Source organism: Pseudomonas mucoides (assembly GCF_015461845.1).
GTDB lineage: Bacteria > Pseudomonadota > Gammaproteobacteria > Pseudomonadales > Pseudomonadaceae > Aquipseudomonas > Aquipseudomonas mucoides.
In genome coordinates this window covers 22,906-47,731 of record NZ_JACOPW010000009.1, presented here as the reverse complement: position 1 = coordinate 47,731, position 24,826 = coordinate 22,906, and the positions used below count along the sequence as shown (strand labels likewise).

The following is a 24,826-nucleotide window of genomic DNA, read 5'->3' as shown; positions in this document are numbered from 1 at the left end:
CAGCCATAACGGATGTTTTTTACCGAATGCAAAGCTTTGTTTTATTGATCTGGCTGACGCTCTGCGCGGCACAGGATGCCCGGGAAAAGCACATCGCCAATGGCCTGACCCTCGGTGCAGGCGCGTTGGCGCTGACCTGGTTGTTGTGGACCGACACCACCTGGCTGGGCGCTGAGGCCGCGCAGGGCGGTTGGGCGTTGTTGCTGGCGCTGGCCTTCACCTTGCCCGGTTATGCGCTGCGCCGCATGGGCGCGGGCGATGTGAAACTGATGGGCGCCCTGGGTCTCGCGACGGACGGTATACACCTGCTGGGCAGCTTTATCGGTGCCGCACTGGCCAGTGTTTTATGGCTGCTGGTGGCGCCAAGAGTCTGGCTTCATTTGGGTCAAGGGCTTAGGGCTCGTCTTCGCTACCTGGAGCCGGGAGTGTCAAGGAAGCAGCCATTTGCGCCCTTTGTGTTGGTGGGGTTGTTGTTCACGTTCGCCTGGATTCACTAGTCGCCCGTTCTATGTACAGAGTCAGAAAGTGCGTCTACTTTCAAATCACTGGTTGTGCAGCCTGGGGCTGTCAGTACAGGAGCGGTCAGCGTTGGCCTGAGCATGGAGTGGCGCGTGAATAAGTTTACGTCTGCGGTAAAAATCCTGGTGGTCGATGATCAGCCTTTGATCGTGGAGGAGCTGTGCGAATTCCTCGAGAGCAAGGGCTATGGCTGTATTCCGTGTGAGTCTGGCCAGCAGGCGATCGAGCGCTTTGAGGAGGATCTGGATGTCGGCCTGGTGCTGTGCGACTTGCAGATGCCTGGGCTGAACGGGATTGAGTTGGTTCAGGTGTTGCAGCGGTTGTCTGGCAAGCACCGGGCGTTTGAAGCCATCATGCTGACAGGGCGTGCGGACAAGCAGGATGTGATCAAGGCGCTGCGGGCCGGGTTTGCTGATTACTATCAGAAGCCGGTTGATCTGGGTGAGTTGCTGGAAGGGGTTCAGCGTCAGGAAGTGGCGTTGCAGGAGCGGCAGAAAAATCTGCAGCTGGGGCATTTGAATCAGAAGCTGCAGTATCTGTCCGAGTCGATCGATGATTTGTATCAGGATCTGGATAAGGTTCGACGTGGGCCTCAGGCGGATGTTGGCGACGCTGAGGTCAGTGATGTGGATCGGGTGGAGATGCCGGCGATTTTCAATCAGTTGTCGCCACGACAGCTGGATGTGGCGCGGTTGGTGGGCAAGGGGCAGACCAATTATCAGATTGCCTGTGAGCTTGGGATTACCGAGAACACGGTGAAATTGTATGTGTCGCAGGTGTTGCGTTTGACGCATATGCATAACCGCACCCAGTTGGCGTTGGCGTTGTCGCCCAGCAGTTCCGGGATGCGCCAGCGGGTTACGGCTCACTGATTTTCCTCCGCTGCACACTGTTTGACCTGTGGGAGCGAGCCTGCTCGCGAAGGCGGCAAACCACACACAAAAAACCAAAACCTACCCCCCCGACCCACTGCTCACCGTCCCCCCCTGATCCTGATCAAAAAACTGCGGGATCTCATGCTCATAACTCTTCAACCAGCGCTGCATGCTCAGCTCGCGTTCAGTCGCTGTCGAGGTCTGTGGTTTCTGCGAAGCAGCCTTGTTGCTGCTTTGCAGTTGCAGCCAGCCTTCGGTTTCCGCTTGTTGTGGCGAGGATGGGCCGTCGAGCGCAAGGGCGGCGAGGGGCAGGGCCAGCAGGCCGAGGCAGCTGAGGACGATTGGTTTCATCGCAAAGGACTCCCTATTGGAGGCTCGGCGTCGTGACGACGGCGACCTGGTTAACAGGAATCGGGCCTGTCTTGCCCGGGGTCTTGAGTTTTTGTGCGCGTTCCTGGGCTTCGGTGACTTGGGCGGGGCTGAGGCCGAGGCGGCTGACGAGTTCGGCGGCGCGGCTCCAGTCGTCCTGGTAGATCAGTAGCGTCACCATGTTCAATGCGGCCAGTTGATCGCCTTGCTTGAGTTCCATGGCGGTGAGGAATTCAAAGCGTGCATCGTCGACGCGCAGTTGATTGAGGTACACCACGCCGAGGTCGTTGCGGATTTTGTCGTCGGTGGGCGCCAGCCGCGCGGCGCGCAGCAAGTGAGCCTGGGCCAGGCCGTTGTCGCCCTTGGCTGCAGCGAGTTGGCCCAGGCCGTGTTCGGCTTCGGCGGCCATGCAGGTGCCGAGCAGGCTGCGGTATAACGGCTCGGCTTCGCTGCGCCCCAGCAGGCGGTAGACCTTGGCCCGGCGCAGGCGTACGTCGGCCACGTTGTCCGGCAGGCTTTGCAGGTTGGCCAGGCTGGCGTGCAGTTTGCCGTCGTTGGCCATGTCGTCGGCCAGGTTTAATTTCAGCTGTTCATCGGCACTCAATTTGCTGCAACTGGCGCTGCTGGTCAGGGCGCTCCATGGTGTCTGGCCGTCGGTGGCGCAACCGCCCAATAACAGCAAACTCAAACCGGCAATCATCGCTTTCATCAGGACCCCTCTATGAACCAATGGCCCGGGCCAGGGCGGTGAAGCCCGGGCCGGCCAGCACGATCAATAACGCCGGGAAGAGAAACAGCATCATCACGACGGACATTTTGGCGGACATCTTGGAGATGTATTCCTGCAGGCGCGTCAGGCGCCGGTCATCGAATAATTGCTTGAGCGTCAGCAGGGATTTCATCGCACCGCCGCCCTGGTGGATCAACTGTTCAAGGATCACGCAGGTGTCGGTGAATTCATCGACCGCCAGCAAACGGCTGACCTTGTGCAGTTCTTCACCCAGTTCCAGGCCGGAATCGACACGGGCCAGCACCAGACGCAGTTCATGGGTCAGCGCGGGCATGAGTTGTTTGCCTTCGGTGCTCAGGACGCGCAACGACTGCTCCACCGCCATGCCCGATTCGAACAGGATGCGCAGCAGCGGGATGAAGGTGGAAATCTCGGACGCCAGTTGTTTTTGTCGACGCAACGAGGCAGCGGCGAGTAAGCGCTTAGGCAGCAAATAGCCGATGGCCGTGGCGAACAGCGGGGCGATCCAGTGATTCTGCGCATCGGGATAGAACACCCCCTGAATCAGCAAACTCATGGCCAGTGCCAGCACCGGCACGCCGACCTGGCACGCGGCGAACAGTGAGCGACGACGGGTGCTGCGCCAGCCGAGGCGGTTGAGCAGTGCCTGGGTTTCGTTGTCCAGATTGACCGAGCGCTGACCGATCCGGCTATTGCCCAACGCCTGCAACCAGAGACCCAACTGGCTGTGGCCGAGCGGCTTGCCGTCCAGCCGCTGGGCCACCTGACGCGCCCGTCGACGCTGGTCCAGCAGGCTGCTGAGCAGCAACAGCGTGGCCCCGAAAAACAGCAGTGCACTGATCAGTAGAGGCATTTTCATACGCTGCGCAACATGCGCCAGAGCGCGAGGCTGCCCACCGCCTGCAAACCAAACGCTGTCGCGAGCATGATTTGCCCCGAGTGGTCATTCCACATGGCGAGTAAATAGGCCGGGTTAGCGATCAGAAAATAACCGGCCAGGCCCAGCGGTAAACACCCCAGCACCCACGCGGTCACCCGGGTTTCACCGGTCATGGCGCTGAGCTGGCGGGCGGCCTGCTCGCGCTCTCGGATCATCTTGATCAGGTTTTCCAGCAGTTCGCTGGCATTACCGCCGTAGCGATGATTGACCTTCAAACCCAGGGCCAGCAGGCGCAGTTCATCTCTCTCATACAACTCGGCGAAGTCCGACGCGGCGTCGGGCAAGCTGACACCCAACTGCACGTTGCGCTGGACCCGGCCCATGGCATTTTTCAATGGGTCATCGGCGGCTTCGATAGCGCCGAGCAGGGCATCGGCCAGGGTTCGACCGGATTTCAGGCTGCGCACGGTGTGATCAAGCAACGGCGGAAGTTGTTCGATCATGCGCTTGAGCCGGCGCTGATAACGCCAGCCGACATACAGCCGCAGGAGCAACGGCGGCACCAGTACAAACAGCAGCGCACCGATCCAGCCACCGACGACAACGCCCAGCAAAATACCGAGGGCCCACAGCAGCACCCAGCGTCCCAATCGTTCAGTCGGACGCCCGAGACCGGCGCGCAAAAACGCCCGTTCCGGTCCGGCCCAGGAGGTTTTTTCAACGACGATTTGCGGCTGCCCTTGGCTCAGGCGATCCAACACGCGTTCGGTCCCGGTCTGGCGCAGCCCGCGGAGCAACAAGCGGATCGATAGCCCGAACAGGATCAGGCAAACGAGAATCAGCAGCGCCGGTTTGAGCATGCCGTGGCCTCAGTGCGGTGAGGAAACAAGTGCCGTTTCGCGGCGCAGTTTGTCGCCGGCGGGGTTGACCGCCTCGCGCATAAAACCGAAACCGGTGCGACGGTCGAGCCGGAACAAGGTGTTGGTGACGTACACGTCTTCGCGCACGCCGACCACTTCCACCACCTCGCTGACGCAGCGGCGACCGTCGGGCATGCGGGTGAGCTGGATCACCACGTCCAGCGCGGCGCAAATCATCTGGCGCAAGGTTTTTTCGGCGATGGTGCGGCCGGTCAGGCCGACCAATGTCTCCAGGCGCAGCAGCGCGTCCTGGGCATTGTTGGCGTGCACGGTGCTCATCGAACCGTCGTGACCGGTGTTCATGGCCGTGAGGACGTCGAGCACTTCGACGCCGCGAATTTCGCCGAGGATGATCCGGTCCGGACGCATCCGCAGGGCGTTGCGGATCAGGTCGCTGGACTTCACTTCGCCGTGACCTTCGGCATTCGGCGGCCGGGTTTCGAGGCGCACGACGTGCGGGTGGCCCAGTTGCAGTTCGGCGACGTCTTCGATGGTGACGAGGCGTTCGTGCGGATTGATCAACTGGCTGAGGATGTTCAGCAACGTGGTTTTGCCGGTGCCGGTGCCGCCGCTGATCAGGATGTTGCAGCGCTTGCCCACGGCTTCCTGAATGAAGTCGTAGATCTCCTGATCGATGGTTTGCATTGCCATCAGGTCGCTGCTTTTGAGCATGTCCTTGCGAAATTTCCGAATCGACAGACACGGCCCGTCGAGGGCAATCGGCGGAATGATCGCGTTGACCCGGCTGCCATCGGGCAGGCGTGCATCGACCATTGGCGAGGACTCATCGAGCCGTCGGCCCAAGGGCGCGAGAATACGTTGCATGACGCGTTCGACGTGGTGCGAGTCAATGAAACGCAAGTCACTTTGATGCAGCACACCGTCGCGTTCGATGAACACCCGATGCGGACCGTTGACCAGAATCTCGGTCACGGACGGGTCGCGCAGCAGCACTTCCAGCGGGCCGAAACCGGTGAGTTCGTCGACCAGTTCTTCGGCCAAGCGCTCCATCTCATAACGGGAAATCGCCAAGTGCAGCCGGGCGATGTATTCGGCCACTTTGTCGATGACGAATTGCGACAGCGCCGGCCGCGACCCTTCCAGCAAGTTTTTTCCGGACTCTTCGATGGCATCGATGATGTAGCGGTGCAACACCAGTTTCAGGCCTTCGTTGTCGGTGTTGCCGGACGGCGTGCGCGCCGGGGCGCCGAAGAGTTTTTCCGTACTCATTGCGCACCCCTCAGCCGGTTGAACCAGCCGATCCTGGGTTTGGCCAGGCCTTCGGAGCGTTTGGCCAGGCCTTCGCCGAGGGTGCGCAGGCTTTGGGTCAGGCCTTCACGCGGGGCCAGTTCGAACAGGCTCACACCCTGGTTTTTGGCGTTCAGGCGCACTTCCGGGCTGAAGGCCAGAATCGCGAAGACTTCCATGCCGAAGCTTTTGCCCAGGGTGTCGGCGTCGGGTGCGACATTGCGCAGGTAACGGTCAATCAGTAACCGGGCGTGATCGAGCTTCATGCCTTTTTCGCGCCACAGGTTGAGCACCGCGAGGTTGCGCCGGCAGTCGAGCACGTTCTGATCGGTGTACCACAGCAGCTTGTCGCAATGACTGACAAAGGTGCGCAGCGCTTCGCTGTCCGGCTGGCCGGTGAGGTTCACCACGATGTGCTGGAAGTGTTGGCGCAGGGCGCTGAGCAGCATGTACAACTCGGCGGCGCTGGTGCGCTCCAGTGGTTCATCGTGGCTGGCGTAGGCGAGGATTCGCAGTCCCGCTTCATTGCTGGTGAACGCACTGTCGATCAGCGTGGCGTCGAGGCGCCGCAAGTGCCGCACGGCGTCACCGAAATGAAACGAGCTCTCCAGCCCGAGCAACGCCAGGCTGTCGCCGCGCGGCAAACCCAGGTCCAGCAACAAGGTTTGCTGGCCGCTTTTCTGCACCACTTGCGCCATGTGGTTGGCGATCAGCGCTCCGTCGGCGTTGGTTTGCGCACCGTAGAGCACGGTCAGGCCACCGAGCTGGGTGCTCGGCGCCACCGTTGGCAGGCGTTTGCCGAGCCGGCGCACCAGCCCCGAGACTTCACTGGAGCGCGAGCCATAGGCGACAAAATCCCGCGCACCGGCACGCATCGCATTCAGCACAAGCTGATTGTCCATGCCATCGCCCAGCGCCACGATCGCCAGCATCGGCTTGGCTTCCAATGCGCCTTCGATCAGCGCGCTTTGCGCCACCACGTGTTCGCGGTCCAGCCCGACGAACACCAGGCTGGCGAAGGTGACGTCGACCAGCGCCAACAGTTCGTCGAGGCTGCCGCCGCCGGCGCTGACCACCTGGCCCAACGGGGCGAGGGCGCCTTGCAGCCACTCAAGGTCAGTGTCGTTGCGCGTGATCGCGAGGAAGGTCTGGCTCAGGTTCTGGCTCATTGCGATAACCCGCTGCGTTTATCGAAGTTGCCGTCTTCGAGGAAGAACATGCGATAGAAACCGGGGTCGTAGTTGCGCAGTTGTTCACCGGGCAGCGACGGCAGTGGTGCATTGACGGCCAGCGGTTGAACCAGGTGGGGGGTGACGATCATCAGCAGTTCACGCTCTTCGCGCCTGATTGATGAACTACGAAAAAAGGCGCCGAGGACCGGGATATCCCCCAGTCCCGGAAACTTGTCGACCTGTGACGTGTTTTGCGTGCTGATCAAACCGCTGATGACAAAACTCTCGCCATCGGCCAAGGAGATGCTGGTGTCGGTGCGGCGAATGGTGAACGCCGGAACCGTGGTGCCCCCGATGGTGACAGCGTTGGCGAAATCAAGCTCGCTGACCTCCGGCGCGACTTTCAGGGCGATGCGATCGGTGCTGACCACGGTCGGCGTGAGCGTCAGGCGGACTCCGAATTCCTTGTACTCGATGGAGTAGCTGTTGCTGTTGGCACTCGGCACCGGGATCGGGATCTCGCCGCCCGCGAGAAAACTCGCGCTCTGCCCGCTGATCGCCACCAGGCTTGGCCGCGCCAGGGTGTAAGCGAAGCCGCTGCCTTCCAGGGCGTTGATGATCGCCAGGAAGTTGCCGCCGCCGGCGACGATGTTGAACATGTCATTGGCCAGCGGAATGCTCGGCACGGCGATGCGTGGATCGAGGTTGCGCAATGGCAGCACTCGCGGGGTCACGGCGGTGTTCGGCACGGTGCCGGGGGAGCCAAAGAGGAAGTTCGAGTTTTTACCGTAGATCGAGGTGCTGGCCTCTTTGAGTTTGGTCCGGCTGACCTCGACGAAGCGAATGTCGGTCTGCACTTGCGACGGTAGCAGCGGGTCCTGAGAGGCCAGGGTTGACTTGCCGGTCATGGCCGCCGTGGCGCGACCCTGCACAAACACCATGCTTTGACGCGGGGCGCTGGCGCACGCCGTCCAGACCATCAGGCTGGTAGCGCCGGGCGCCATGCCGGTGAGCAAAAAGGCCTGGTTACCGTTGACCCGCACGTCGGCGATTTTCGGATCACCGACGGCCAGCCGCGTAATCGCCACCGGGGATTGCACTTCCTGCTGCAAGCCTTCGCCGACTTGCAGTGTCGCCGGCAATTGGCCGAGTGCGGCACAGTTACCGCTAGCCGCAAAGGTTGCCGTGAGTGGCACGCTACTCAGCAGCGAGCCCCAGAGCAGGCCTTGAAACATGAACATGGTACTTCTGCGCATGTAGATGCGTCCTTGCTCAATTCAGGGAGTTTGTTGAGTGAGTTGATTGCCGCGAATGACTTCCACGCCTTTTTTCTGCGGTGCCGAACTGGCACCGAGGGTGAGGGGTTTGGGGGTGCCGACGAGGGCCAGTTGACTGAATTGCACGAGGTCGCGATTGGCGCTGGCGAGATTGGCCGGCGAAGCGCTTTCGCCGGCCCAGTAATGCGCCAGGCGTTTTTCTTCGGCGCTGCGCACGGCCAGGCGCAACGTGCCGGCCTGGGCCGCGAGCATCAGGCGACTCAGCAAGGGTTCGGGGACAGCGAGCAACACCGAGCGTGCGTTGGCCCGCAGTTGGTCCTGCTTGAGTTGTTCTTCACTGCTGCGCGCCGGGTTGGCGGGACGCCCGTCGTTAGTCAGCCCCAATTGTTCGCCGACCCCGAGTACGCGCAACGCCGGGACTACTACCTGGGCTGATTGCTGAGTGTTGTTGGCGTCGGCGCGCAGAAACAGCATCACGTCGACATAATCTCCAGGGCTCAGTTGTCCGCCGGCATTGGTCACTTCGTCCACTGCGACCGCGAGTGCTCGTTCATTGGGGCGGATCATCCGTGCCAGCGAGCTGCCGGCCTCGAAGCTTTGATCGTTGAGCCAGGTGCCGGCGGTGAGGGCGTGCCAAGGCGTACGGCCAATCGCTTGCTCAAGCGTGGTCAAACTGCCGGCCGGGGCGGTACGCAGTTTTTCGAGGGTGACGTCGGCTGCGGTGATTTGAACGAAGGGGGCTACGTCGTGCAGCAGGACCACCACCGGTTGGCGCGTGGGATCGTCCATTGGCACAGGGGCTGGAGCGGTTGGCGCTGTGTTAGCGACAGGTTGCGCGGCAGGCTCGGGAGCGGGTTGACGGCTCAGCGCAAGTCCCCAGTAACCGGCAATGATGGCACCCACCAGAAACAATCCGGCCAATCCCAGGGTGACGCGGCTGTTCATGAGGGCTCTCCCTTTCCAGCTGCCGATGATCCGTACCGTCTCGAACGAGATAGATTCGCAAAAAAGCATTTAAATACATGGAACTATTTCGCTATTTGAAGGTAGCGCAGCTAGAGCAAAACGCCATTACTGGGTGGCAAAAAAACGAGGAAATGGGGGTGTTTGAAATGCCAGGCCCCGTTTTTTGCCGAAAACGGGTGGGGTACTACTTAAGTATTAATACGTTCTTACAGTTGTTGGGTTGGGGAATGCCGACAATGCTGATGCTGGCAAAGGGGAATCATGTTGCGACCGTGCAACACCCGCAGTCCTTAGGAGAAGTCGTCATGTCCTTTAAAAGCGCTTTTCAGCACATCAAGAGCGAGATCGTTTTCTACTACAACCTGGCCAAAGACACCGAAGGCGCTTCGGGCATCGAGTACGCCATCATCGCGGGGATGGCGGCGGTTGCACTGGCCGCGTTCATGGACCCGATTTCGAAAGCCATCACTAAAGTCTTTACCTCTATCACCGCGTTGTTTCCCGCTAGTTGACCATTACCGTTTGCTAACCTGTCATGGCACAACTAACTTCAGCACTAAGTCCATTGCAGGAATCCCCCATGACCGCTCCCTCGCCGCAACGCCAACAGCTGCTCCTGGTCGATGACGAGGAGGACGCGTTGATGGAACTGGCGGAGTTGCTGGAAGGGGAGGGTTTTTGCTGTTTTACCGCAACCTCGGTCAAGCTCGCCTTGCAGCACTTGACCCGCCATCCGGACATTGCGCTGGTGATCACGGATCTGCGTATGCCAGAGGAAAGCGGCATGTCACTGATCAAGCGCTTGCGCGAGCACACGTCGCGTCAGCATTTGCCGGTAATCGTCACGTCCGGGCACGCGGACATGGAGGATGTCAGCGACATGTTGCGCTTGCAGGTGCTCGAACTGTTTCGCAAGCCGATTTTTCACGTGCGGTTGCTGGAGACGCTGGGTAATTTGTTTCCGCAGCCTGTGGCTCCGTCTTAGTCTGGACGACCGCTATCGCGAGCAGGCTCTCTCCCACAGGGATGTGTGTTGTTGCGCAAATCCAGTGTGGGAGCGAGCCTGCTCGCGAAAGCCATTTCAAACTCGCAAGATATTTTGTTGCCTGGCATCAAGCCACCGGCCGCCAATGCCCGACCATGTGCTCAAGATTTCCAACACCTACCAACCGAAAATCCCCACTGGACCCCGCCGCGCTCGCCAGTAATGTCACTTCACTGGGCAACCGCACCGGTTTGCGAAATTGCACGGCAATCTCGATGTTCGCCGTCGGCAAGTGATCGGCCAGCGCCGCCAATGTGCGTGCCTTGTTCCATAACCCGTGGGCAATGGCGGTCGGGAAACCAAACAGTTTCGCGCTGACGGCACTCAAGTGAATCGGGTTGTAGTCGCCGGACACCTTGGCGTATTGCCGACCAATGTCGGCCGGCGCTTTCCAGCGGGTCACTTCGATCATCTCCAGCGTCGGGGCCAACACGTCCTCGAGCGGTTCGCCGTCCAGTTTGACGCCCCGGCACAGCATCTGGCTTTGCGCCTCCCAGAGCGTTCCCAATTGATCGTCCAGCGTGGTCACCAAATCGAACGTCGCACCCTTGGCATGGGGTTGCAGATTCTGCACCTGCACGCTCACGCGCACCCGATTCACGCCGCCCATGGGGCGCAACACGCGAATGCGGTTGCTCAGGTGAATCAGCCCCAACAGGGGAAACGGAAACTCCTTGGCCGTGAGCAATTGCATCTGCAAGGCAAACGCGAGGATGTGCGGATAGGTCGGCGGCAGCAAGCCGTTGTCGGCAAATCCGCAGACGTTGCGATACGCCGCCAGGCGTTTGGGATCGACATTGACCCAGCAGTGCAACCCGGTGTCGGGCAGGGTGGTGCCGGTGATTTTGCGTCGCGTCGCCGCTCGCATGTACAACGCCGGCAAGCTCGGTTCGCGGTTGAGTGTGTGCCAGTCGGTGATCATCACTTAGGCCCCCAGAACGCTTTGTCCACAGACCCGCAACGCCTGGCCGGTAAACGCGCCGGTGCCCGGTTGCGCCAGCCACGCCACGGCCTCTGCGACGTCCTGCGGCAAGCCGCCCTGGCCGAGCGAGCTCATGCGCCGGCCCGCTTCACGCAAGCCGAACGGAATGTGCGCGGTCATCTGCGTTTCAATAAACCCAGGCGCCACTGCATTGATGCTAATACCGCGTTGATCCAGCAACGGCGCCCAGGCTTGCGCGAGGCCAATCAGCCCGGCCTTGCTCGCCGCATAATTGGTTTGCCCGCGATTGCCGGCGATGCCGCTGATCGAGGCCAGCAAAATCACCCGACCGTTGTCGCGCAGGGTGCCGCTGTCGAGCAGGGCCTTGGTCAGCACTTGTGGCGCGTTGAGGTTGACCGCGAGTACCGCATCCCAAAATTCCGGGGTCATGTTGGCCAGGGTTTTATCGCGAGTGATCCCCGCGTTGTGCACCACGATGTCGACGCCGTCGGGCAGGTGTTCGATCAACTGTGCAGCGGCGTCTTCGGCGCAAATGTCGAGGGTGATGCTGCGTCCGCCAAGGCGTGCGGCGAGAGCGTCGAGATCGGCTTTGGCCGGTGGCACATCGAGCAGAATCACCTCGGCGCCGTCACGGGCCAGCGTCTCGGCGATTGAAGCGCCGATGCCACGCGCTGCACCGGTTACCAACGCCTTGCGTCCGGCCAGCGGTCGAGTCCAGTCCTCAACGGGCGTAGCGCACGCCTTCAAACGAATCACTTGCCCGGACACAAACGCGCTTTTCGGCGAGAGGAAAAACCTCAGCGGTCCTTCCAGCTGATCGTCCGCACCGTCGCCGACATAGATCAACTGCAAGGTGCCACCGCTGCGCAGTTCCTTGGCCAGCGAACGGCTGAAGCCTTCCAGCGCGCGCTGGGCACTGGCGGCGAACGGGTCGCTCAAGGTCTCCGGTGCACGACCGAGAATTACCAGGTGTGCGCTGTGATCGAGGTTTTTCATCAGCGGCTGGAAGAATTCGCGCAGCTGTTTGAGCTGATCGGTCTGCAGCAAATGACTGGCGTCGAACACCACGGCTTTGAGTTTCGGACCGTGGCCGGGAATCCACGCGGTGGCCAGGGACGGCTCGGTACCGTAGCTGTAAATCGCGTCGGTCAGGCGATTGGCTAAAGCGCTGACCTTGTCCGCCAACGGGCCTCCACCGATCAACAGCGCCCCTTCGACAGGCCGCAGCCGGCCTGCCTGCCAGCGCTCCAGGCGAACCGGCGACGGCAAACCCAGGGCCCCGACCAGGCGATGGCCGATGGACGAATTGGCGAAGTCGATATAACGGTCTGACATGGAACGTGCTCCGGCGGCTGAGGTTCAAAGTGTGGACCACGAATGGCAATCAGTCGTTCGATCCACGAGATAAGGCCTACGCTTGAACATTGCAGAGTAGTTGGAGCTTGGGTTTAGCAGAACTTGCGGGGTCATGCAGAACCTGTGAGAGCGGGCCCGCCCGCGAAGGGGCCAGCCAATCCGACATTGTTGTTGGCTGATCCACCGCTATCGCGGACAAGCCCGCTCCCACAGGGATGTGCATTCACATTTCATTTTTTTAAGGAGCTTTTCATGACTCAGCTGCGCCGCGTCGCGATTATCGGCGGTAACCGTATTCCTTTCGCCCGCTCCAACGGGGCGTATGCCACCGCCAGTAACCAGGCGATGCTCACCGCAGCGCTCGAAGGCTTGATCGAACGCTACAACCTGCACGGCCTGCGCCTGGGTGAAGTGGTCGCGGGGGCGGTGCTCAAGCTGTCGCGGGACATGAACCTGACCCGCGAATGCGTGCTCGGGTCGCGGCTGTCGCCGGAAACGCCGGCCTATGACATCCAGCAAGCGTGCGGCACCGGGCTGGAAGCGGCGTTGCTGGTGGCGAACAAGATTGCCCTGGGGCAGATCGATTGCGGCATTGCCGGTGGCGTCGATACCACCTCGGATGCGCCGATCAGCGTCAGTGAAGGCCTGCGCAGGATTTTGCTGCAAGCCAACCGCGCCAAGACCACCGGCGACAAGCTGAAAACATTCCTGCAATTGCGCCCCGGGCATCTGATTCCGGAATTTCCGCGCAACGGCGAGCCGCGCACCGGGTTGTCCATGGGCGAACATTGCGAGCTGATGGCGCAGACCTGGAGCATCCCCCGCGAAGAACAGGATCAACTGGCGCTGGAAAGCCATCAGCATCTGGCCGCGTCCTACGCCGAAGGCTGGCACAACGACTTGATGACACCGTTCCTCGGCCTGACCCGCGACAACAACCTGCGCCCGGACCTGACCCTGGAACAACTGGCCAAGCTGAAACCAGCCTTCGAGAAAAGCGCCAAGGGCACGATGACGGCGGGCAACTCGACGCCACTCACCGACGGTGCGTCGCTGGTGCTGCTGGGCAGTGAAGAATGGGCGAAGGAACGGGGGCTGCCGATCCTCGCGTACCTGCGCGATGGCGAAGCGGCGGCGGTGGATTTCGTCAACGGTGCCGAAGGCCTGTTGATGGCGCCGGTCTACGCGGTGCCGCGCTTGCTGGCCCGCAATGGCCTGACCTTGCAGGACTTTGATTACTACGAAATCCACGAAGCCTTCGCCGCGCAAGTGCTCTGCACGTTGAAGGCCTGGGAAGATCCTGACTATTGCAGAACCCGGCTCGGCCTTGATGCGCCGCTGGGCTCCATTGACCGCAGCCGCCTCAACGTCAAAGGCAGTTCGCTGGCGGCCGGGCATCCGTTTGCGGCGACCGGCGGGCGCATTGTCGCCAACCTGGCGAAGTTGCTGGACGCGGCGGGCAAGGGGCGGGGATTGATTTCGATCTGCGCGGCGGGTGGCCAAGGCGTCACCGCCATCATTGAACGCTGAAGAAACACCGTAACCTGTAGGCGCGAGCAGGTTCACGCCTACAAGGATTCTCGGCATCAAATAGATTTGTATGAATCTGCTACTTGGCCTAACGTCGGCCCCATCAGCCCTCGTGCGATATAAGGCTCGTTGATGCCGACTAACGGACAGATCTCCCTCGAACGAACAATCCCAACCCTGTCGTTACTGCCCCGACCGTTATTCGCCCGGGTAGAAAGTCTCAACGCCGGGTCCTGGACACCCCCGCATCGCCACGACTGGGTGCAGTTTTCCTACGCCATCAGTGGTGTTCTCGGCGTGCACACCGCCGAAGGCAGTTTCTATGCGCCGCCGCAGTGGGGTATCTGGATTCCGGCGGACCTTGAACATCAAGTCGTGACCTCGATGCGCGCCGAAATGCGCAGCCTGTACGTGCGTCGCGAAGATTGTGAGTGGGCGGACGGGCGCTGCCGGGTGCTGGAGGTCACGCCGTTGGCGCGGGAGCTGATCAAGAGTTTTTGCATGTTGCCCGTGGAATATCCACAAGGCGACAGCCAGGAAGCGCGGTTGGTGGGTGTGTTGCTGGATCAGTTGGCGAACTTGCCGGAGGTGGGGTTTTCCCTGCCGCTGCCACGGCATGAGCGGCTGCTGGGGTTGTGCAACGAGTTGATTGAAAGCCCTGAGCAGAACGTGACATTGCAGGCGTGGGCGGAGCGCTTGGGCACGTCGGAAAAGACCCTGATGCGCCTGTTTCAGCGCGAGACGGGTTTGAGCTTTCGCGGCTGGCGACAACGGATGCGGCTGTTGTCTTCGTTGAGTTTGCTGGAGGAGGGCGACAGCGTGACCAATGCAGCGCTGGCGTGTGGGTATGACTCGACGTCGGCGTTTATTGCGGCGTTCAAAGGGCTGTTCGGGTTTACCCCTGGCGAGCTCTTCAAGCAATAACACCACCTGATCCTTGTAGGAGTGAGCCTGCTCGCGATAGCTGACTGACCTTCAACATTGATGTTGACTGACATGGCCTCATCGCGAGCAGGCTCACTCCTACAGTGGATGTGTGGTGTTCTTGAGATCAGGTTTTGAAGCGTCGAACCAACCCGTCCAGTTCATTCGAAAGCCCGGCCAGGCTCTGGGAATCCAGACGCGCCGAGTTCGCCAGTTCCGCGACCAATTGCGCGTCGCCATGGATCTGGCTGATGTGCCGGTTGATGTCTTCGGCCACGTGATGCTGCTCTTCGGCCGCGGTGGCGATCTGCGTGTTCATGTCGCGGATTACGTCCACCGACTCGCGAATCAACCCGAAGCTGTTGCGCGCTTCGCCGATGCGGCTCACCGACTGCTGCGACACTTCCAGGCTCGCATGCATCTGTTGAGTCACCTGGCTGGTGCGCTTGGCGAGGTTGCCGAGCAGACCGTCGATCTCTGCCGTGGAATCCGCCGTGCGCTTGGCCAGCGCCCGCACTTCGTCAGCCACCACCGCAAACCCGCGACCTTGCTCGCCGGCACGGGCCGCTTCAATGGCCGCGTTCAGCGCGAGCAGGTTGGTCTGCTCGGCGATCGAGCGAATGGTCCCCAGGATCGACTGGATATCGTTGCTGTCGCGCTCGAGTTGCTGCATCGACTGTGCCGACTGTTCGATTTCCTGGCTCAAGCGATCAACGCTGCTTACTGCCGCATCAATTTGCTGCTGGCCTTCGCGCGCCTGGCGCTGGCCACTGTCGGCAGAGTCCGCCGCCTGACTGCAAGAGCGCGCGACTTCGTTGGCGGTGGCGACCATTTCGTGGAACGCCGTGGACACCATGTCCACCGCTTCACGCTGACGCCCGGCGGCTTCGGCCATGTCGTTGGAGACCTGGGTCGAGCTTTTCGAGGTGGCGAGAATCTTGGTCGCGGCGCCGCCGATGCTTTGGATCAGGTTACGAATCGCGGTCAGGAACTGGTTGAACCAATTGGCCAGTTGCGCGGTTTCGTCGCTGCCACGGATTTCCAGGTTCTTGGTCAGGTCGCCTTCGCCTTGCGCGATGCCTTCCAGACCGCTGGCCACGCTGCGGATCGGCCGCACGATGACACTGGCAAAACTGGCGCCGAGGATGGCGAAGAACACGGCCAGCACGGCGGCGATGATTGCGATCAGCCAGGTCAGTTGGGTGGCCGAGCTCATCACGTCGTTTTGTTTGATCAGGCCGATGAAGGTCCAGCCCAGTTGCTCCGACGGCCAGACGTTGGCCATGTAGCGTTCGCCATTGAGCTCGACTTCCACCAGGCCTTTGCCGGCCTTGGCCAGTTGTGCGTAACCCTCGCCGAGGCTGCTCAGTGGCTTGAAGTTGTGCTCCGGTTGTTTCGGGTCCACCAGGACCATGCCGGTGTTTTCCAGCAACATCAGGTAGCCGGTTTCACCGAGCTTGATCTGTTTGACGATTTCGGTGAGCTGCTTGAGCGTCACGTCGATGCTGACCACGCCGCCGTTGCTGCCCAACTTGTTGTCGATGGTGCGCACGGTGCTGACGTAAGTCGCGTCGTCCTGTGCCCAATAGTAGGCCTCGGTGCGAAACGGCTTGCCCGGTTTGGCCTGGGCTGCTTTGTACCAGGGGCGCTGGCGCGGGTCATAGTTGTTCAGCTTCGCATCGTCCGGCCACGACACATAACCACCGGCCGCGGTGCCGAGAATGGCGTAGGCGTAGGACGGGTGACTGTTGCCCAGGTCCTGCAGGAGGCCGAAGACTTTTTTGTCCATCTCGCCTTGCGGAATGCTCTCGGCGTTGGCGCTCATGTAGGTCTTGAGGCTGTCGTCGGAGTTTTTGATCAGCGGTTGTTTGGCCAGATAGTCGACGTTCTGGCTGATGCCGTCGAAAAACAGTTGCATGGCGTTGCTGACCTGACGAATTTCGCGGCCGCTGCCATCGACGAAACTCTCTTTGGCATCGCTGCGCAGGTTCATCACAACGAGGGTGGCGACCAGCACCACGGGCAAGCAGGCGATGATTGCAAACGCCCAGGTCAACTTCTGTTTGATGTTCATCCGCGCTCCAGATTTTCTTGTAGGCCCACGCAGTGCAGATGACTCGCGGAATATTGGCAGCCGAAAACGTTGTTGTTCATCTCGGGTCCGTGAGTGCGCCGTCGTTTTCTGTAGGAAAGATTGTCGGACAAATACCTTTGTCACTGAGGACTTCGGCTGCTGGCGGGGGAAATTGAGGCCTGTTTGGAAAAATCCTACGAAGGGTACGAATCTGGATGTCAGCTTCTGTCGTAAATGCCCTAAAAACCATTCGCTTACGTGTGTCATCGGCTCAGCTATGATCTACGGCGGTCATTGACGACCGGCGGCGAATGAGCAATTAATCCGGCACATTGTGTGCATCACGACGTTCATAGGTCGGCAACCCCTCCCCCGAACGAGTGGATTGCCGTATAACGAATGACTTTCGCGTGTTTGGTAATAAAGGACCCACAATAAAAGCTGATGAAGACTCCAAAACGCATTGAACCCCTGATCGAGGACGGTCTGGTCGACGAGGTGCTGCGCCCACTCATGAGTGGTAAAGAAGCAGCTGTTTATGTGGTGCGCTGCGGCAACGAGTTACGTTGCGCGAAGGTCTACAAGGAGGCGAATAAACGCAGTTTCCGTCAGGCGGCCGAGTACCAGGAAGGCCGCAAGGTACGCAACAGCCGTCAGGCTCGTGCCATGGCCAAGGGCTCCAAGTTCGGCAAGAAAGAAACCGAAGACGCCTGGCAAAACGCCGAAGTGGCGGCCCTGTTCCGTCTGGCCGGTGCCGGTGTGCGGGTGCCCAAGCCGTATGACTTCCTCGAAGGCGTACTGCTCATGGAACTGGTGGCCGATGAATACGGCGATGCCGCGCCGCGTCTGAACGACGTGGTGCTGGAACCGGACCAGGCCCGTGAATATCACGCGTTCCTGATTTCACAGATCGTGCTGATGCTGTGTACCGGTCTGGTGCACGGTGACCTGTCCGAGTTCAATGTGCTGTTGACCCCGGACGGCCCGGTGATCATCGACTTGCCTCAGGCGGTGGATGCGGCGGGCAACAACCACGCGTTCAACATGCTGGAACGGGACGTGGGCAACATGGCGTCCTACTTCGGGCGGTTTGCGCCGGAGTTGAAAAAGACCAAGTACGCCAAGGAAATGTGGGCGTTGTACGAAGCCGGCACCTTGCACCCGGCCAGTATCTTGACCGGCGAGTTCGACGAGCCGGAAGAGTTGGCCGACGTTGGCGGGATCATGCGTGAAATCGAGGCTGCGCGGCTGGACGAAGAGCGTAAGCAAGCGATCCGCGCTGCTGACGACGCGCCCCCGAGCAAAGCCGAAGAACCGCCTCCGCCCTGGATGCAGTGATGGGCTAAACAAAAACCCGGCTTCGGCCGGGTTTTTTGTAGAGGCTTTATTTGTGGAACCGCGGCGTCTGCATCGCGGGCAAGCCACGCTCCCACAGGTTAGATGTCGATCACAGATCCGTGGTCTGCACATAACCTGTGGGAGCGTGGCTTGCCCGCGATGGCGTCAGACCAGACAATCCACAACAGCCAGACCCTCCACACTCAAGGATTGAATGTGAACACCTCCACCCGCAACGCCCGACTGATCATCGCCGCCCGTCTGGTTTCGGACTTTGGCGCTTTCCTCAACATGGTCGCCCTGGCCACTTACGTTTACCTGCTCAGCAACAGTGCCATGAGTGTCGGCATTTTCCTCGCCAGCCGTGTCGGCGGAGGGATTTTCGCCAGTCTGATCGGCACCCCGTTCTATCGCCGCTGGGGCGGGCGCATGCCGTTGATCGCCTTCGACCTGTTGCGCGCAGGATTGCTCGGGTTGTTGCTGGTGCTGCCGGTGAGTCAACAGGCGCTGCTGCTCCCCGTTATCGCGTTCGGCCTGGGTTTGGGCAACTCGATGTTTGCCATCGGCCTGAACAGTCAGCTGCCGCATTTGATCGATGGCGTACACCTGCTCAAGACCAATGCCTGGATCACCTCCGCATCGTCGGCCGCGATGGTCGGCGGCAGTCTGGTGGCGGGGCTTTTGGTGGCGGCGTTTGGGTTTGAAACGGTGTTTGCGCTGAACGTGGTGACGTACCTGTTGGCCGCGTTGTTCATATTGCCGCTGCGATTTTCCATCCCGGCAGCCAGTGATGAGTCGTCCCGCAAGGGCGGTGAATGGGCGGCCCTGCGCCAAGGGTTGCACAGCGCACCGGTCGTGGCCGCGATGCTCGCGGTCACCATGGCCGACACCCTTGGCAGTGCCGCGCACAACGTGGGTTTGCCAATAGTTTCCAAACTGCTGACCCCCGAATCAGCCAGCACCACGCTGGGCTTGGCGCTGGCGGTCTGGGCGTGCGGAAAGTTGATCGGCGCTCGAATCGCCAGTCGCCTGAAAGGCTCGGACAACATCAATCTGGAGCGGCGATTTTTCTTCGGGGTGTTGCTGATGTCCTGCGGCTTCATCCTGATGTTTCAGCAGCAGACCCTGTTCGGTTTGCTGTTGTTCTCGTTGCCGGCGGGATTGGGTGACGGCTTCTCGGAAGTCGGCTTGATGTCCCGTTTGCAACGCGAACCGGACGCTCTGCGTTTGCCGATTTTCAGTTTGTTAACCCTGCTGCAAATGACCGGGTTCGGCGTCGGCATGTTGATCGCCGCACCGTTCTATTCATGGTGGACGCCGGGTGCGGTGGTGTTGCTGTTCCACGGCATTCCCCTCACCACGTTGCTGGTGGTGAAGGGCCTGGCGATCAGGGGCGCACAGGTTCGGCGCAGCAGCCCGACGCCAGGTTCTTGAGGATCGGGCAGTCGGGGCGATGGTCGCCTTGGCAATGCTCGACCAAGTCTTGCAAGGTGTCGCGCAACTGGCCGAGTTCGCGGATCTTCTGGTTCAGCTCGTCGATGTGCTGACGGGCCAAGGCCTTCACGTCGGCGCTGGCGCGTTGGCGGTCCTGCCAGAGGGTCAGCAGCTTGCCGACCTCTTCCAGTGAAAACCCCAGGTCCCGGGAGCGCTTGATGAACGCCAGCGTGTGCAGGTCGTCGTCGCCATAAACCCGGTAGCCGCTGTCGGTGCGATGGGCAGCCTTGAGCAGTCCGATGGACTCGTAGTAACGGATCATCTTTGCGCTCAGGCCGCTTTGACGGGCTGCTTGACCGATGTTCATCAATTGTCCTCCAGGTCCTTGGGCTTCCAGGTTTTCAACAGTAACGCATTGCTCACCACGCTGACGCTCGACAACGCCATGGCCGCCCCGGCCAGCACCGGGTTGAGGAAACCGAACGCCGCCAGCGGAATGCCGATCAGGTTGTAGACGAACGCCCAGAACAGGTTCTGCCGGATCTTCGCGTAGGTCTTGCGGCTGATCTCCAGCGCCGCCGGCACCAGCCGTGGATCGCCACGCATCAGCGTGATCCCGGCCGCGTGCATGGCCACGTCGGTGCCGCCACCCATGGCGATGCCGATGTCCGCCGCAGCCAGCGCCGGGGCGTCGTTGATGCCATCGCCGACCATCGCCACCACGCCGGTTTTTTTAAGTGTGGCGACGGTGGCGGCTTTGTCGGCGGGCAGCACTTCGGCGTGGACATCGGTGATGCCCAGTGCCTCGGCGACGACTTTGGCACTGCCACGGTTGTCGCCGGTCAGCAGGTGACTGCTGATGTGCCGCGCGCTGAGTTGTTGCACGGCTTGCAGGGCACCGGGTTTGAGAGTGTCGCCAAAAGCAAAGAGGCCGAGCACTTTCGATTCAGGGCTTTGTTCGATCAGCCAGGACAGGGTCCGGCCTTCGGCTTCCCAGGCGGTTGCCGAGTCCGCCAATGAACCCGCGTTTAAAGCACTTTCTTCCAATAGACGACGATTGCCCAGTGCCAGTCGACGCCCCTCAAGCGTGCCGGCGATGCCTCGCCCCGTCAGCGATTGACTGTCGCCGACATCCGCCACGGTCAAGCCGCGTTCGGTGCAAGCGTCCAGCACGGCCTTGGCCAGCGGGTGTTCGCTACCTCGTTGCAACGCACCGGCCATTTGCAGCAGGGCCGCTTCATTGCCGTCGATAGCCGTCAGATGGGCAATACGCGGTGCGCCCGAGGTCAGCGTGCCGGTCTTGTCGAATACCACCGCACTGACTTCATGGGCGCGTTCCAGTGCTTCGGCGTCTTTGATCAGAATCCCGTGACGTGCCGCCACGCCAGTCCCGGCCATGATCGCTGTTGGCGTGGCCAGTCCGAGGGCACAGGGGCAGGCAATCACCAACACCGCGACGGCATTGATCAGGGCGGTTTCAATCGGCGCGCCGTACAGCCACCAGCCGATGAAGGTCGCCAGTGCGATCAACAGAACAGTAGGCACGAACACCTGGCTGACTTTATCCACCAGTTTCTGGATGGGTGCCTTGGCGGCCTGGGCGTCTTCGACCAGACGAATGATGCGCGCCAACACGGTTTCCGCGCCCAAGGCCTGGGTGCGCACCAACAATCGCCCTTCACCATTGATCGCGCCGCCGGTGACCTTGTCCCCCGGTTGCTTGGGTACCGGCAGGCTTTCGCCGCTGATCAGCGCTTCGTCGGCGTGGCTCTGGCCTTCGACCACTTCGCCGTCCACCGGGAAGCGTTCACCGGGTTTGACCATGACCAGGTCATTTAGGCGCAGGGCACTGATGGCGACGTCTTGTTCGCGTCCCTCGATCACTTGAATCGCCCGCTCCGGACGCAAGGCTTCGAGGGCGCGAATGGCGCTGGCGGTCTGGCGCTTGGCGCGGCTTTCCAGGTATTTGCCGAGCAGGACCAAGGCAATCACCACGGCCGAGGCTTCGAAATACAGGTGCGGCATGCGCCCGGCGGCGGTGGCCCATTCGTAAAGACTCAGGCCGTAACCCGCGCTGGTGCCGAGGGCGACCAGCAAATCCATGTTCCCGGCCCCGGCGCGCACGGCTTTCCAGGCCGCCACATAAAAACGTGCACCGAAGATGAATTGCACTGGCGTTGCCAGGGCGAATTGCGCCCACGCGGGAAGCATCCAGTGCACGCCGAACGGTTGCAGCAACATGGGCAGCACCAGCGGCAAGGCGAGGAGGAGAGCCATGATCAACGCCCAGCGTTCACGGTGCAGGCGCTGTTGTTGAGTGTCGGTGGGCGGGTGTTCGACTTCCCAGACACTGGCGGCGTAACCGGCTTTGGTTACTGCCGCGATCAAGGTCTGTGGATCGATCTGGCCGAGCAGTTCGAGGTGGGCGCGTTCGTTGGCCAGGTTGACGCTGACGCTCTGGACCCCCGGCACCTTCGCCAGCGCACGTTCGACCCGGCCGACGCACGAGGCGCAGGTCATGCCGTCGATGCTCAGTTCCAGGCTGTGGCGGGGCACGCTGTAACCGGCCTGTTCAACAGCGGCCATCAACGCGGGCAAGCTGTCGCTGGGCGCCTGGACGCGGGCCTGTTCGGTGGCCAGGTTGACACTGACGGCGGTGGCGCCGATGACTTTGCTCAAGGCGCGTTCGACACGCCCGGCGCAACTGGCGCAGGTCATGCCGGCAATCGGCAGATCGAATGTGGTGGATTCGGACATCGGTCGTACTCCCTGTAGTAGATACCCACAGGATCAACCTTGCCATGCGGGCAAGGTCAAGCACCAATATTTATGCCTGCGCCGAACCCTGTGGGAGCGAGCAAGCTCGCTCCCACAGGGGCTTCACATTGGATTTGCTCAGTATTCGAGAGAAGCAGGCTTGAGGTACATCCCTTCCTGCGTCATCGCGATCCGGTACTTCAACACATCCCCCGCCTTGAGCGAGATGATCTGCGAACCCGGCGCGAGCATGCCCGGGTTGCAACCCGGCACCTGGCCCGGCAGCAGTTTAAGGCGCAGGGACACGGGGCCCGGTGGCAGGTTGAACGAGGTGCTTTGTTCCTGGAACAGTCGTGCGGACAGTTGGTCCTGGATGTACACACCGATTTCGCAGGAGGTCGCGACTTCCAGGCGCTCGCGGGAAATGATCAGTACGCCATAGTCCTCCCCGGCGGCTTGAACCGAAGGTGTCGCGGCAAAGAGGCTGAGCAAGCCAAACAGGCTGAGAGCTGACCAGCGCATGGCTGAATCTCCTGAAATCGAGTCATTGATGCACGCAGCTTGGCCGAGCACGACGCCGAATGCCAGCCCGGCAGATTGTTGAAGAACTTGACCTTGCCATGGTGGCAAGCTCGAGACTGTTCGCAACCTCAATAAAGGAGCCACACCATGCAAGTGTTCAACGTTCAGGGCATGTCTTGCGGTCACTGTGTCAAAGCCATTACCCAGGCCTTGCAAGCCAAGGATCCGGCGGCCAGCGTGCGGGTCGATCTGGCGGCCAAGGAAGTCGGGGTTGAGAGCGCGCTGACGGTTGAGCAGGTAATCGCCGCGATCACCGAAGAAGGCTACGACGCCAAAGTCGCCTGACCCAACGCACTCCTACAGGGAATCTACATTCATTCAGCGGGTTTTTAATAGTTAGCGAGCTATCGGAATGTTCAAGGCGTTCATGCGCGGCTAGACTGTGGGGCCTGCCGACCCATGCTCAACTGGATGCCTGATGAATTTCCGTACCATTTTGATTCTTGGCGCCCTGACCGCTTTCGGTCCGCTGGCGATCGACTTCTATCTGCCCGCCTTCCCGGCAATGGCCCTGGCCTTCGGCACCGATGAAAAACACGTTCAACTGACCTTGGCGGCGTACTTCCTCGGTTTGTCGATTGGTCAACTGGCCTACGGCCCGGTGGCCGATCGTTTTGGACGGCGTATCCCGTTGCTGGCCGGGGTCGGTCTGTTCACCCTCGCTTCGCTGGCCTGCGCTTATGCGCCGAACCTCGAATGGCTGATCGGCGCGCGTTTTGTCCAGGCGTTGGGCGGTTGTGCGGGGATGGTGATTTCCCGTGCGGTGGTCAGCGATAAATGCGACGCCGTGGGGTCGGCGAAAGTTTATTCGCAACTGATGCTGGTCATGGGGCTGGCACCGATTCTCGCGCCGATGCTCGGCGGCTTGCTGGTCAACACCACGGGTTGGCAGTCGATCTTCCTGGTATTGTCCGGTTTCAGTGCCCTGGCTGCCTTGGCCGTGGCACTCGGGTTGCCGGAAAGTTTGCCCGCGCATATGCCGCGCCAGCCGCTGACGGGGGCTTTGCGGCAGTACGGTCGCCTGTTGTCCGACCGGGTCTATCTCGGTCACGCCCTGACGGGTGGCATCGCCATTGCCGGGATGTTTTCCTACATCGCCGGATCACCGTTCGTGTTCATCAAACTCTATGGCATACCGGCCGAGCATTTCGGCTGGCTGTTCGGCACGAACGCGGCGGGGTTTATTCTGGTGGCGCAAGTCAATGCGCGATTGCTGGCCAAGCGGGGGCCGGCGTTCCTGCTGGCGCGTGCCGTGTGGGTTTACCTGACCGCCGGCCTGGCGCTGCTCGCCGTCAGTGCGCTGCACCCTGAGCACCTGTGGCCGTTGCTGATCCCGCTGTTTATTTGCATCTCCAGCCTCGGTTGCATCCTGCCCAATGCGTCGGCGTGCGCCATGAACGGGCAGGGCGCCCGTGCTGGCAGTGCGTCGGCATTGCTTGGGTGCCTGCAGTTCACCGTCGCGGCCGGTGCGGCTGCGCTTGTGGGTGTTTTACACGATGGCAGCGCCGTGCCGATGGCGATGGTCATCAGCCTGTGCGGACTGTTGGTGGTGAGCGCTGCAATGCTCACCCGTCGTTTGCAAAATGCCCGGGCGCTGGCGCAAGCCCAGGTCTGAGGCAGGGCTCAGCCAGCAGCGCGCTGCTGTTGGCGACCGGGAATCTGGTGGGGAGCGTACAGGCGGGCTTCGAGGGTTCGGGTAAAGGCCAGTGCTTCGGCTTCACTGCGAAAGGTCACGGCATGCTGGTCCAGACGGACTTGCCACTGAGATTTAGCCACTTCTTTTATCAGGATCTTCATTGCTGATCTCTCCTCTCGTAAAAGTTGCTACGTAAAGATTGTGCCGCAGAGATTTCGATTGTAGACCCG

The 24,826-nt window shown here is 61.1% G+C and carries 25 protein-coding genes and 1 pseudogene; 10 read left to right on the top strand and 16 right to left on the bottom strand.

Annotated elements, in window-relative coordinates:
* Window positions 1-26 precede the first annotated feature (26 nt).
* Both H8F22_RS27700 and H8F22_RS27695 read left to right on the top strand, forming a co-directional pair.
* Window positions 27-497 carry a prepilin peptidase gene (locus H8F22_RS27700; RefSeq protein ID WP_027921878.1) on the top strand — a complete coding sequence of 157 codons (471 nt, stop codon included), beginning with the start codon at window positions 27-29 and terminating at the stop codon, window positions 495-497.
* Window positions 498-611: 114 nt separating this feature from the next.
* The gene (locus tag H8F22_RS27695; protein WP_194940944.1) at window positions 612-1,391 is read left to right on the top strand and encodes a response regulator; all 780 of its coding nucleotides are present in this window, start codon (window positions 612-614) and stop codon (window positions 1,389-1,391) included.
* An 81-nt stretch (window positions 1,392-1,472) separates the two neighbouring features.
* Here H8F22_RS27695 and H8F22_RS27690 read toward each other — a convergent pair whose 3' ends face one another.
* From H8F22_RS27690 to cpaB, 8 genes are read right to left on the bottom strand one after another with little or no spacing between them, the layout of a single operon-like run.
* Window positions 1,473-1,745 (bottom strand): DUF3613 domain-containing protein, encoded by a 273-nt coding sequence (locus H8F22_RS27690; protein WP_027921876.1) that lies wholly within the window; start codon window positions 1,743-1,745, stop codon window positions 1,473-1,475.
* A gap of 13 nt (window positions 1,746-1,758) precedes the next feature.
* On the bottom strand, window positions 1,759-2,472 hold the full coding sequence (locus H8F22_RS27685) for a tetratricopeptide repeat protein (RefSeq protein ID WP_194940943.1): 714 nt from the start codon (window positions 2,470-2,472) through the stop codon (window positions 1,759-1,761).
* Window positions 2,473-2,482: 10 nt separating this feature from the next.
* On the bottom strand, window positions 2,483-3,373 hold the full coding sequence (locus tag H8F22_RS27680) for a type II secretion system F family protein (protein WP_027921874.1): 891 nt from the start codon (window positions 3,371-3,373) through the stop codon (window positions 2,483-2,485).
* Window positions 3,370-4,254, bottom strand: coding sequence for a type II secretion system F family protein (locus tag H8F22_RS27675; RefSeq protein WP_194940942.1), 885 nt, complete (start codon window positions 4,252-4,254; stop codon window positions 3,370-3,372). Before H8F22_RS27675 ends, H8F22_RS27680 begins: the two co-directional genes overlap by 4 nt.
* Window positions 4,255-4,263: 9 nt before the next feature.
* A complete protein-coding gene (locus tag H8F22_RS27670; protein WP_194940941.1) occupies window positions 4,264-5,544 on the bottom strand; it encodes a CpaF family protein in 1,281 nt (426 codons plus the stop codon).
* A complete protein-coding gene (locus H8F22_RS27665; protein WP_027921871.1) occupies window positions 5,541-6,731 on the bottom strand; it encodes an AAA family ATPase in 1,191 nt (396 codons plus the stop codon). Before H8F22_RS27665 ends, H8F22_RS27670 begins: the two co-directional genes overlap by 4 nt.
* On the bottom strand, window positions 6,728-7,990 hold the full coding sequence (locus H8F22_RS27660; RefSeq protein WP_194940940.1) for a type II and III secretion system protein family protein: 1,263 nt from the start codon (window positions 7,988-7,990) through the stop codon (window positions 6,728-6,730). Before H8F22_RS27660 ends, H8F22_RS27665 begins: the two co-directional genes overlap by 4 nt.
* A 21-nt stretch (window positions 7,991-8,011) precedes the next feature.
* Window positions 8,012-8,956, bottom strand: coding sequence for a Flp pilus assembly protein CpaB (gene cpaB / locus H8F22_RS27655; protein ID WP_194940939.1), 945 nt, complete (start codon window positions 8,954-8,956; stop codon window positions 8,012-8,014).
* A gap of 326 nt (window positions 8,957-9,282) precedes the next feature.
* Between cpaB and H8F22_RS27650 the strand changes: the two genes are divergently transcribed.
* Window positions 9,283-9,489, top strand: a complete 207-nt coding sequence (locus tag H8F22_RS27650) for a Flp family type IVb pilin (protein ID WP_059183035.1) — start codon at window positions 9,283-9,285, stop codon at window positions 9,487-9,489.
* Window positions 9,490-9,557: 68 nt separating this feature from the next.
* Window positions 9,558-9,962, top strand: a complete 405-nt coding sequence (locus H8F22_RS27645; protein ID WP_194940938.1) for a response regulator — start codon at window positions 9,558-9,560, stop codon at window positions 9,960-9,962.
* Window positions 9,963-10,089: 127 nt separating this feature from the next.
* On the opposite strand, the gene H8F22_RS27640 is transcribed toward H8F22_RS27645, so the two are convergent.
* Together H8F22_RS27640 and H8F22_RS27635 are read right to left on the bottom strand one after the other, a co-directional pair.
* Window positions 10,090-10,944 (bottom strand): MaoC family dehydratase, encoded by an 855-nt coding sequence (locus H8F22_RS27640; RefSeq protein ID WP_059181688.1) that lies wholly within the window; start codon window positions 10,942-10,944, stop codon window positions 10,090-10,092.
* A 3-nt stretch (window positions 10,945-10,947) separates the two neighbouring features.
* Window positions 10,948-12,300, bottom strand: coding sequence for a 3-oxoacyl-ACP reductase (locus H8F22_RS27635; RefSeq protein WP_194940937.1), 1,353 nt, complete (start codon window positions 12,298-12,300; stop codon window positions 10,948-10,950).
* A gap of 273 nt (window positions 12,301-12,573) precedes the next feature.
* On the opposite strand from H8F22_RS27635, the gene H8F22_RS27630 reads away from it, so the two are divergent.
* Window positions 12,574-13,851, top strand: coding sequence for an acetyl-CoA C-acetyltransferase (locus tag H8F22_RS27630; RefSeq protein WP_194940936.1), 1,278 nt, complete (start codon window positions 12,574-12,576; stop codon window positions 13,849-13,851).
* 132 nt (window positions 13,852-13,983) lie between these two features.
* The gene (locus H8F22_RS27625; RefSeq protein WP_027921863.1) at window positions 13,984-14,775 is read left to right on the top strand and encodes an AraC family transcriptional regulator; all 792 of its coding nucleotides are present in this window, start codon (window positions 13,984-13,986) and stop codon (window positions 14,773-14,775) included.
* A 127-nt stretch (window positions 14,776-14,902) separates the two neighbouring features.
* Here H8F22_RS27625 and H8F22_RS33210 read toward each other — a convergent pair whose 3' ends face one another.
* Window positions 14,903-15,631: a methyl-accepting chemotaxis protein gene (locus tag H8F22_RS33210; protein ID WP_371258932.1), complete on the bottom strand. Its 729-nt coding sequence runs from the start codon at window positions 15,629-15,631 to the stop codon at window positions 14,903-14,905.
* A gap of 129 nt (window positions 15,632-15,760) precedes the next feature.
* Window positions 15,761-16,768 (bottom strand): annotated as a pseudogene (locus tag H8F22_RS33205) (cache domain-containing protein); the annotation flags it as partial.
* 525 nt (window positions 16,769-17,293) lie between these two features.
* On the opposite strand from H8F22_RS33205, the gene H8F22_RS27615 reads away from it, so the two are divergent.
* On the top strand, window positions 17,294-18,187 hold the full coding sequence (locus H8F22_RS27615) for a PA4780 family RIO1-like protein kinase (RefSeq protein WP_027921861.1): 894 nt from the start codon (window positions 17,294-17,296) through the stop codon (window positions 18,185-18,187).
* A gap of 216 nt (window positions 18,188-18,403) precedes the next feature.
* Entirely contained in the window at window positions 18,404-19,621 is a 1,218-nt protein-coding gene (locus H8F22_RS27610; RefSeq protein WP_194940935.1) for an MFS transporter, read from the top strand.
* On the opposite strand, the gene cueR is transcribed toward H8F22_RS27610, so the two are convergent.
* The 3 genes from cueR to H8F22_RS27595 form a co-directional block, all read right to left on the bottom strand.
* Window positions 19,575-19,988, bottom strand: coding sequence for a Cu(I)-responsive transcriptional regulator (cueR, locus tag H8F22_RS27605; RefSeq protein WP_027921859.1), 414 nt, complete (start codon window positions 19,986-19,988; stop codon window positions 19,575-19,577). The two genes, H8F22_RS27610 and cueR, sit on opposite strands and share 47 nt — an antisense overlap.
* Entirely contained in the window at window positions 19,988-22,378 is a 2,391-nt protein-coding gene (locus tag H8F22_RS27600; RefSeq protein WP_194940934.1) for a heavy metal translocating P-type ATPase, read from the bottom strand. The genes cueR and H8F22_RS27600 overlap by 1 nt, the downstream gene beginning before the upstream one ends.
* 138 nt (window positions 22,379-22,516) lie before the next feature.
* A complete protein-coding gene (locus H8F22_RS27595) occupies window positions 22,517-22,900 on the bottom strand; it encodes a hypothetical protein (RefSeq protein WP_027921857.1) in 384 nt (127 codons plus the stop codon).
* A 147-nt stretch (window positions 22,901-23,047) separates the two neighbouring features.
* On the opposite strand from H8F22_RS27595, the gene H8F22_RS27590 reads away from it, so the two are divergent.
* Window positions 23,048-23,245 (top strand): cation transporter, encoded by a 198-nt coding sequence (locus H8F22_RS27590; protein ID WP_027921856.1) that lies wholly within the window; start codon window positions 23,048-23,050, stop codon window positions 23,243-23,245.
* Between the two features lie 133 nt (window positions 23,246-23,378).
* Window positions 23,379-24,575 carry a multidrug effflux MFS transporter gene (locus H8F22_RS27585; protein WP_194940933.1) on the top strand — a complete coding sequence of 399 codons (1,197 nt, stop codon included), beginning with the start codon at window positions 23,379-23,381 and terminating at the stop codon, window positions 24,573-24,575.
* Between the two features lie 8 nt (window positions 24,576-24,583).
* On the opposite strand, the gene H8F22_RS27580 is transcribed toward H8F22_RS27585, so the two are convergent.
* Complete coding sequence (locus H8F22_RS27580) at window positions 24,584-24,757, bottom strand: hypothetical protein (RefSeq protein WP_172825920.1); 174 nt, start codon at window positions 24,755-24,757, stop codon at window positions 24,584-24,586.
* Between the last annotated feature and the right edge of the window lie 69 nt (window positions 24,758-24,826).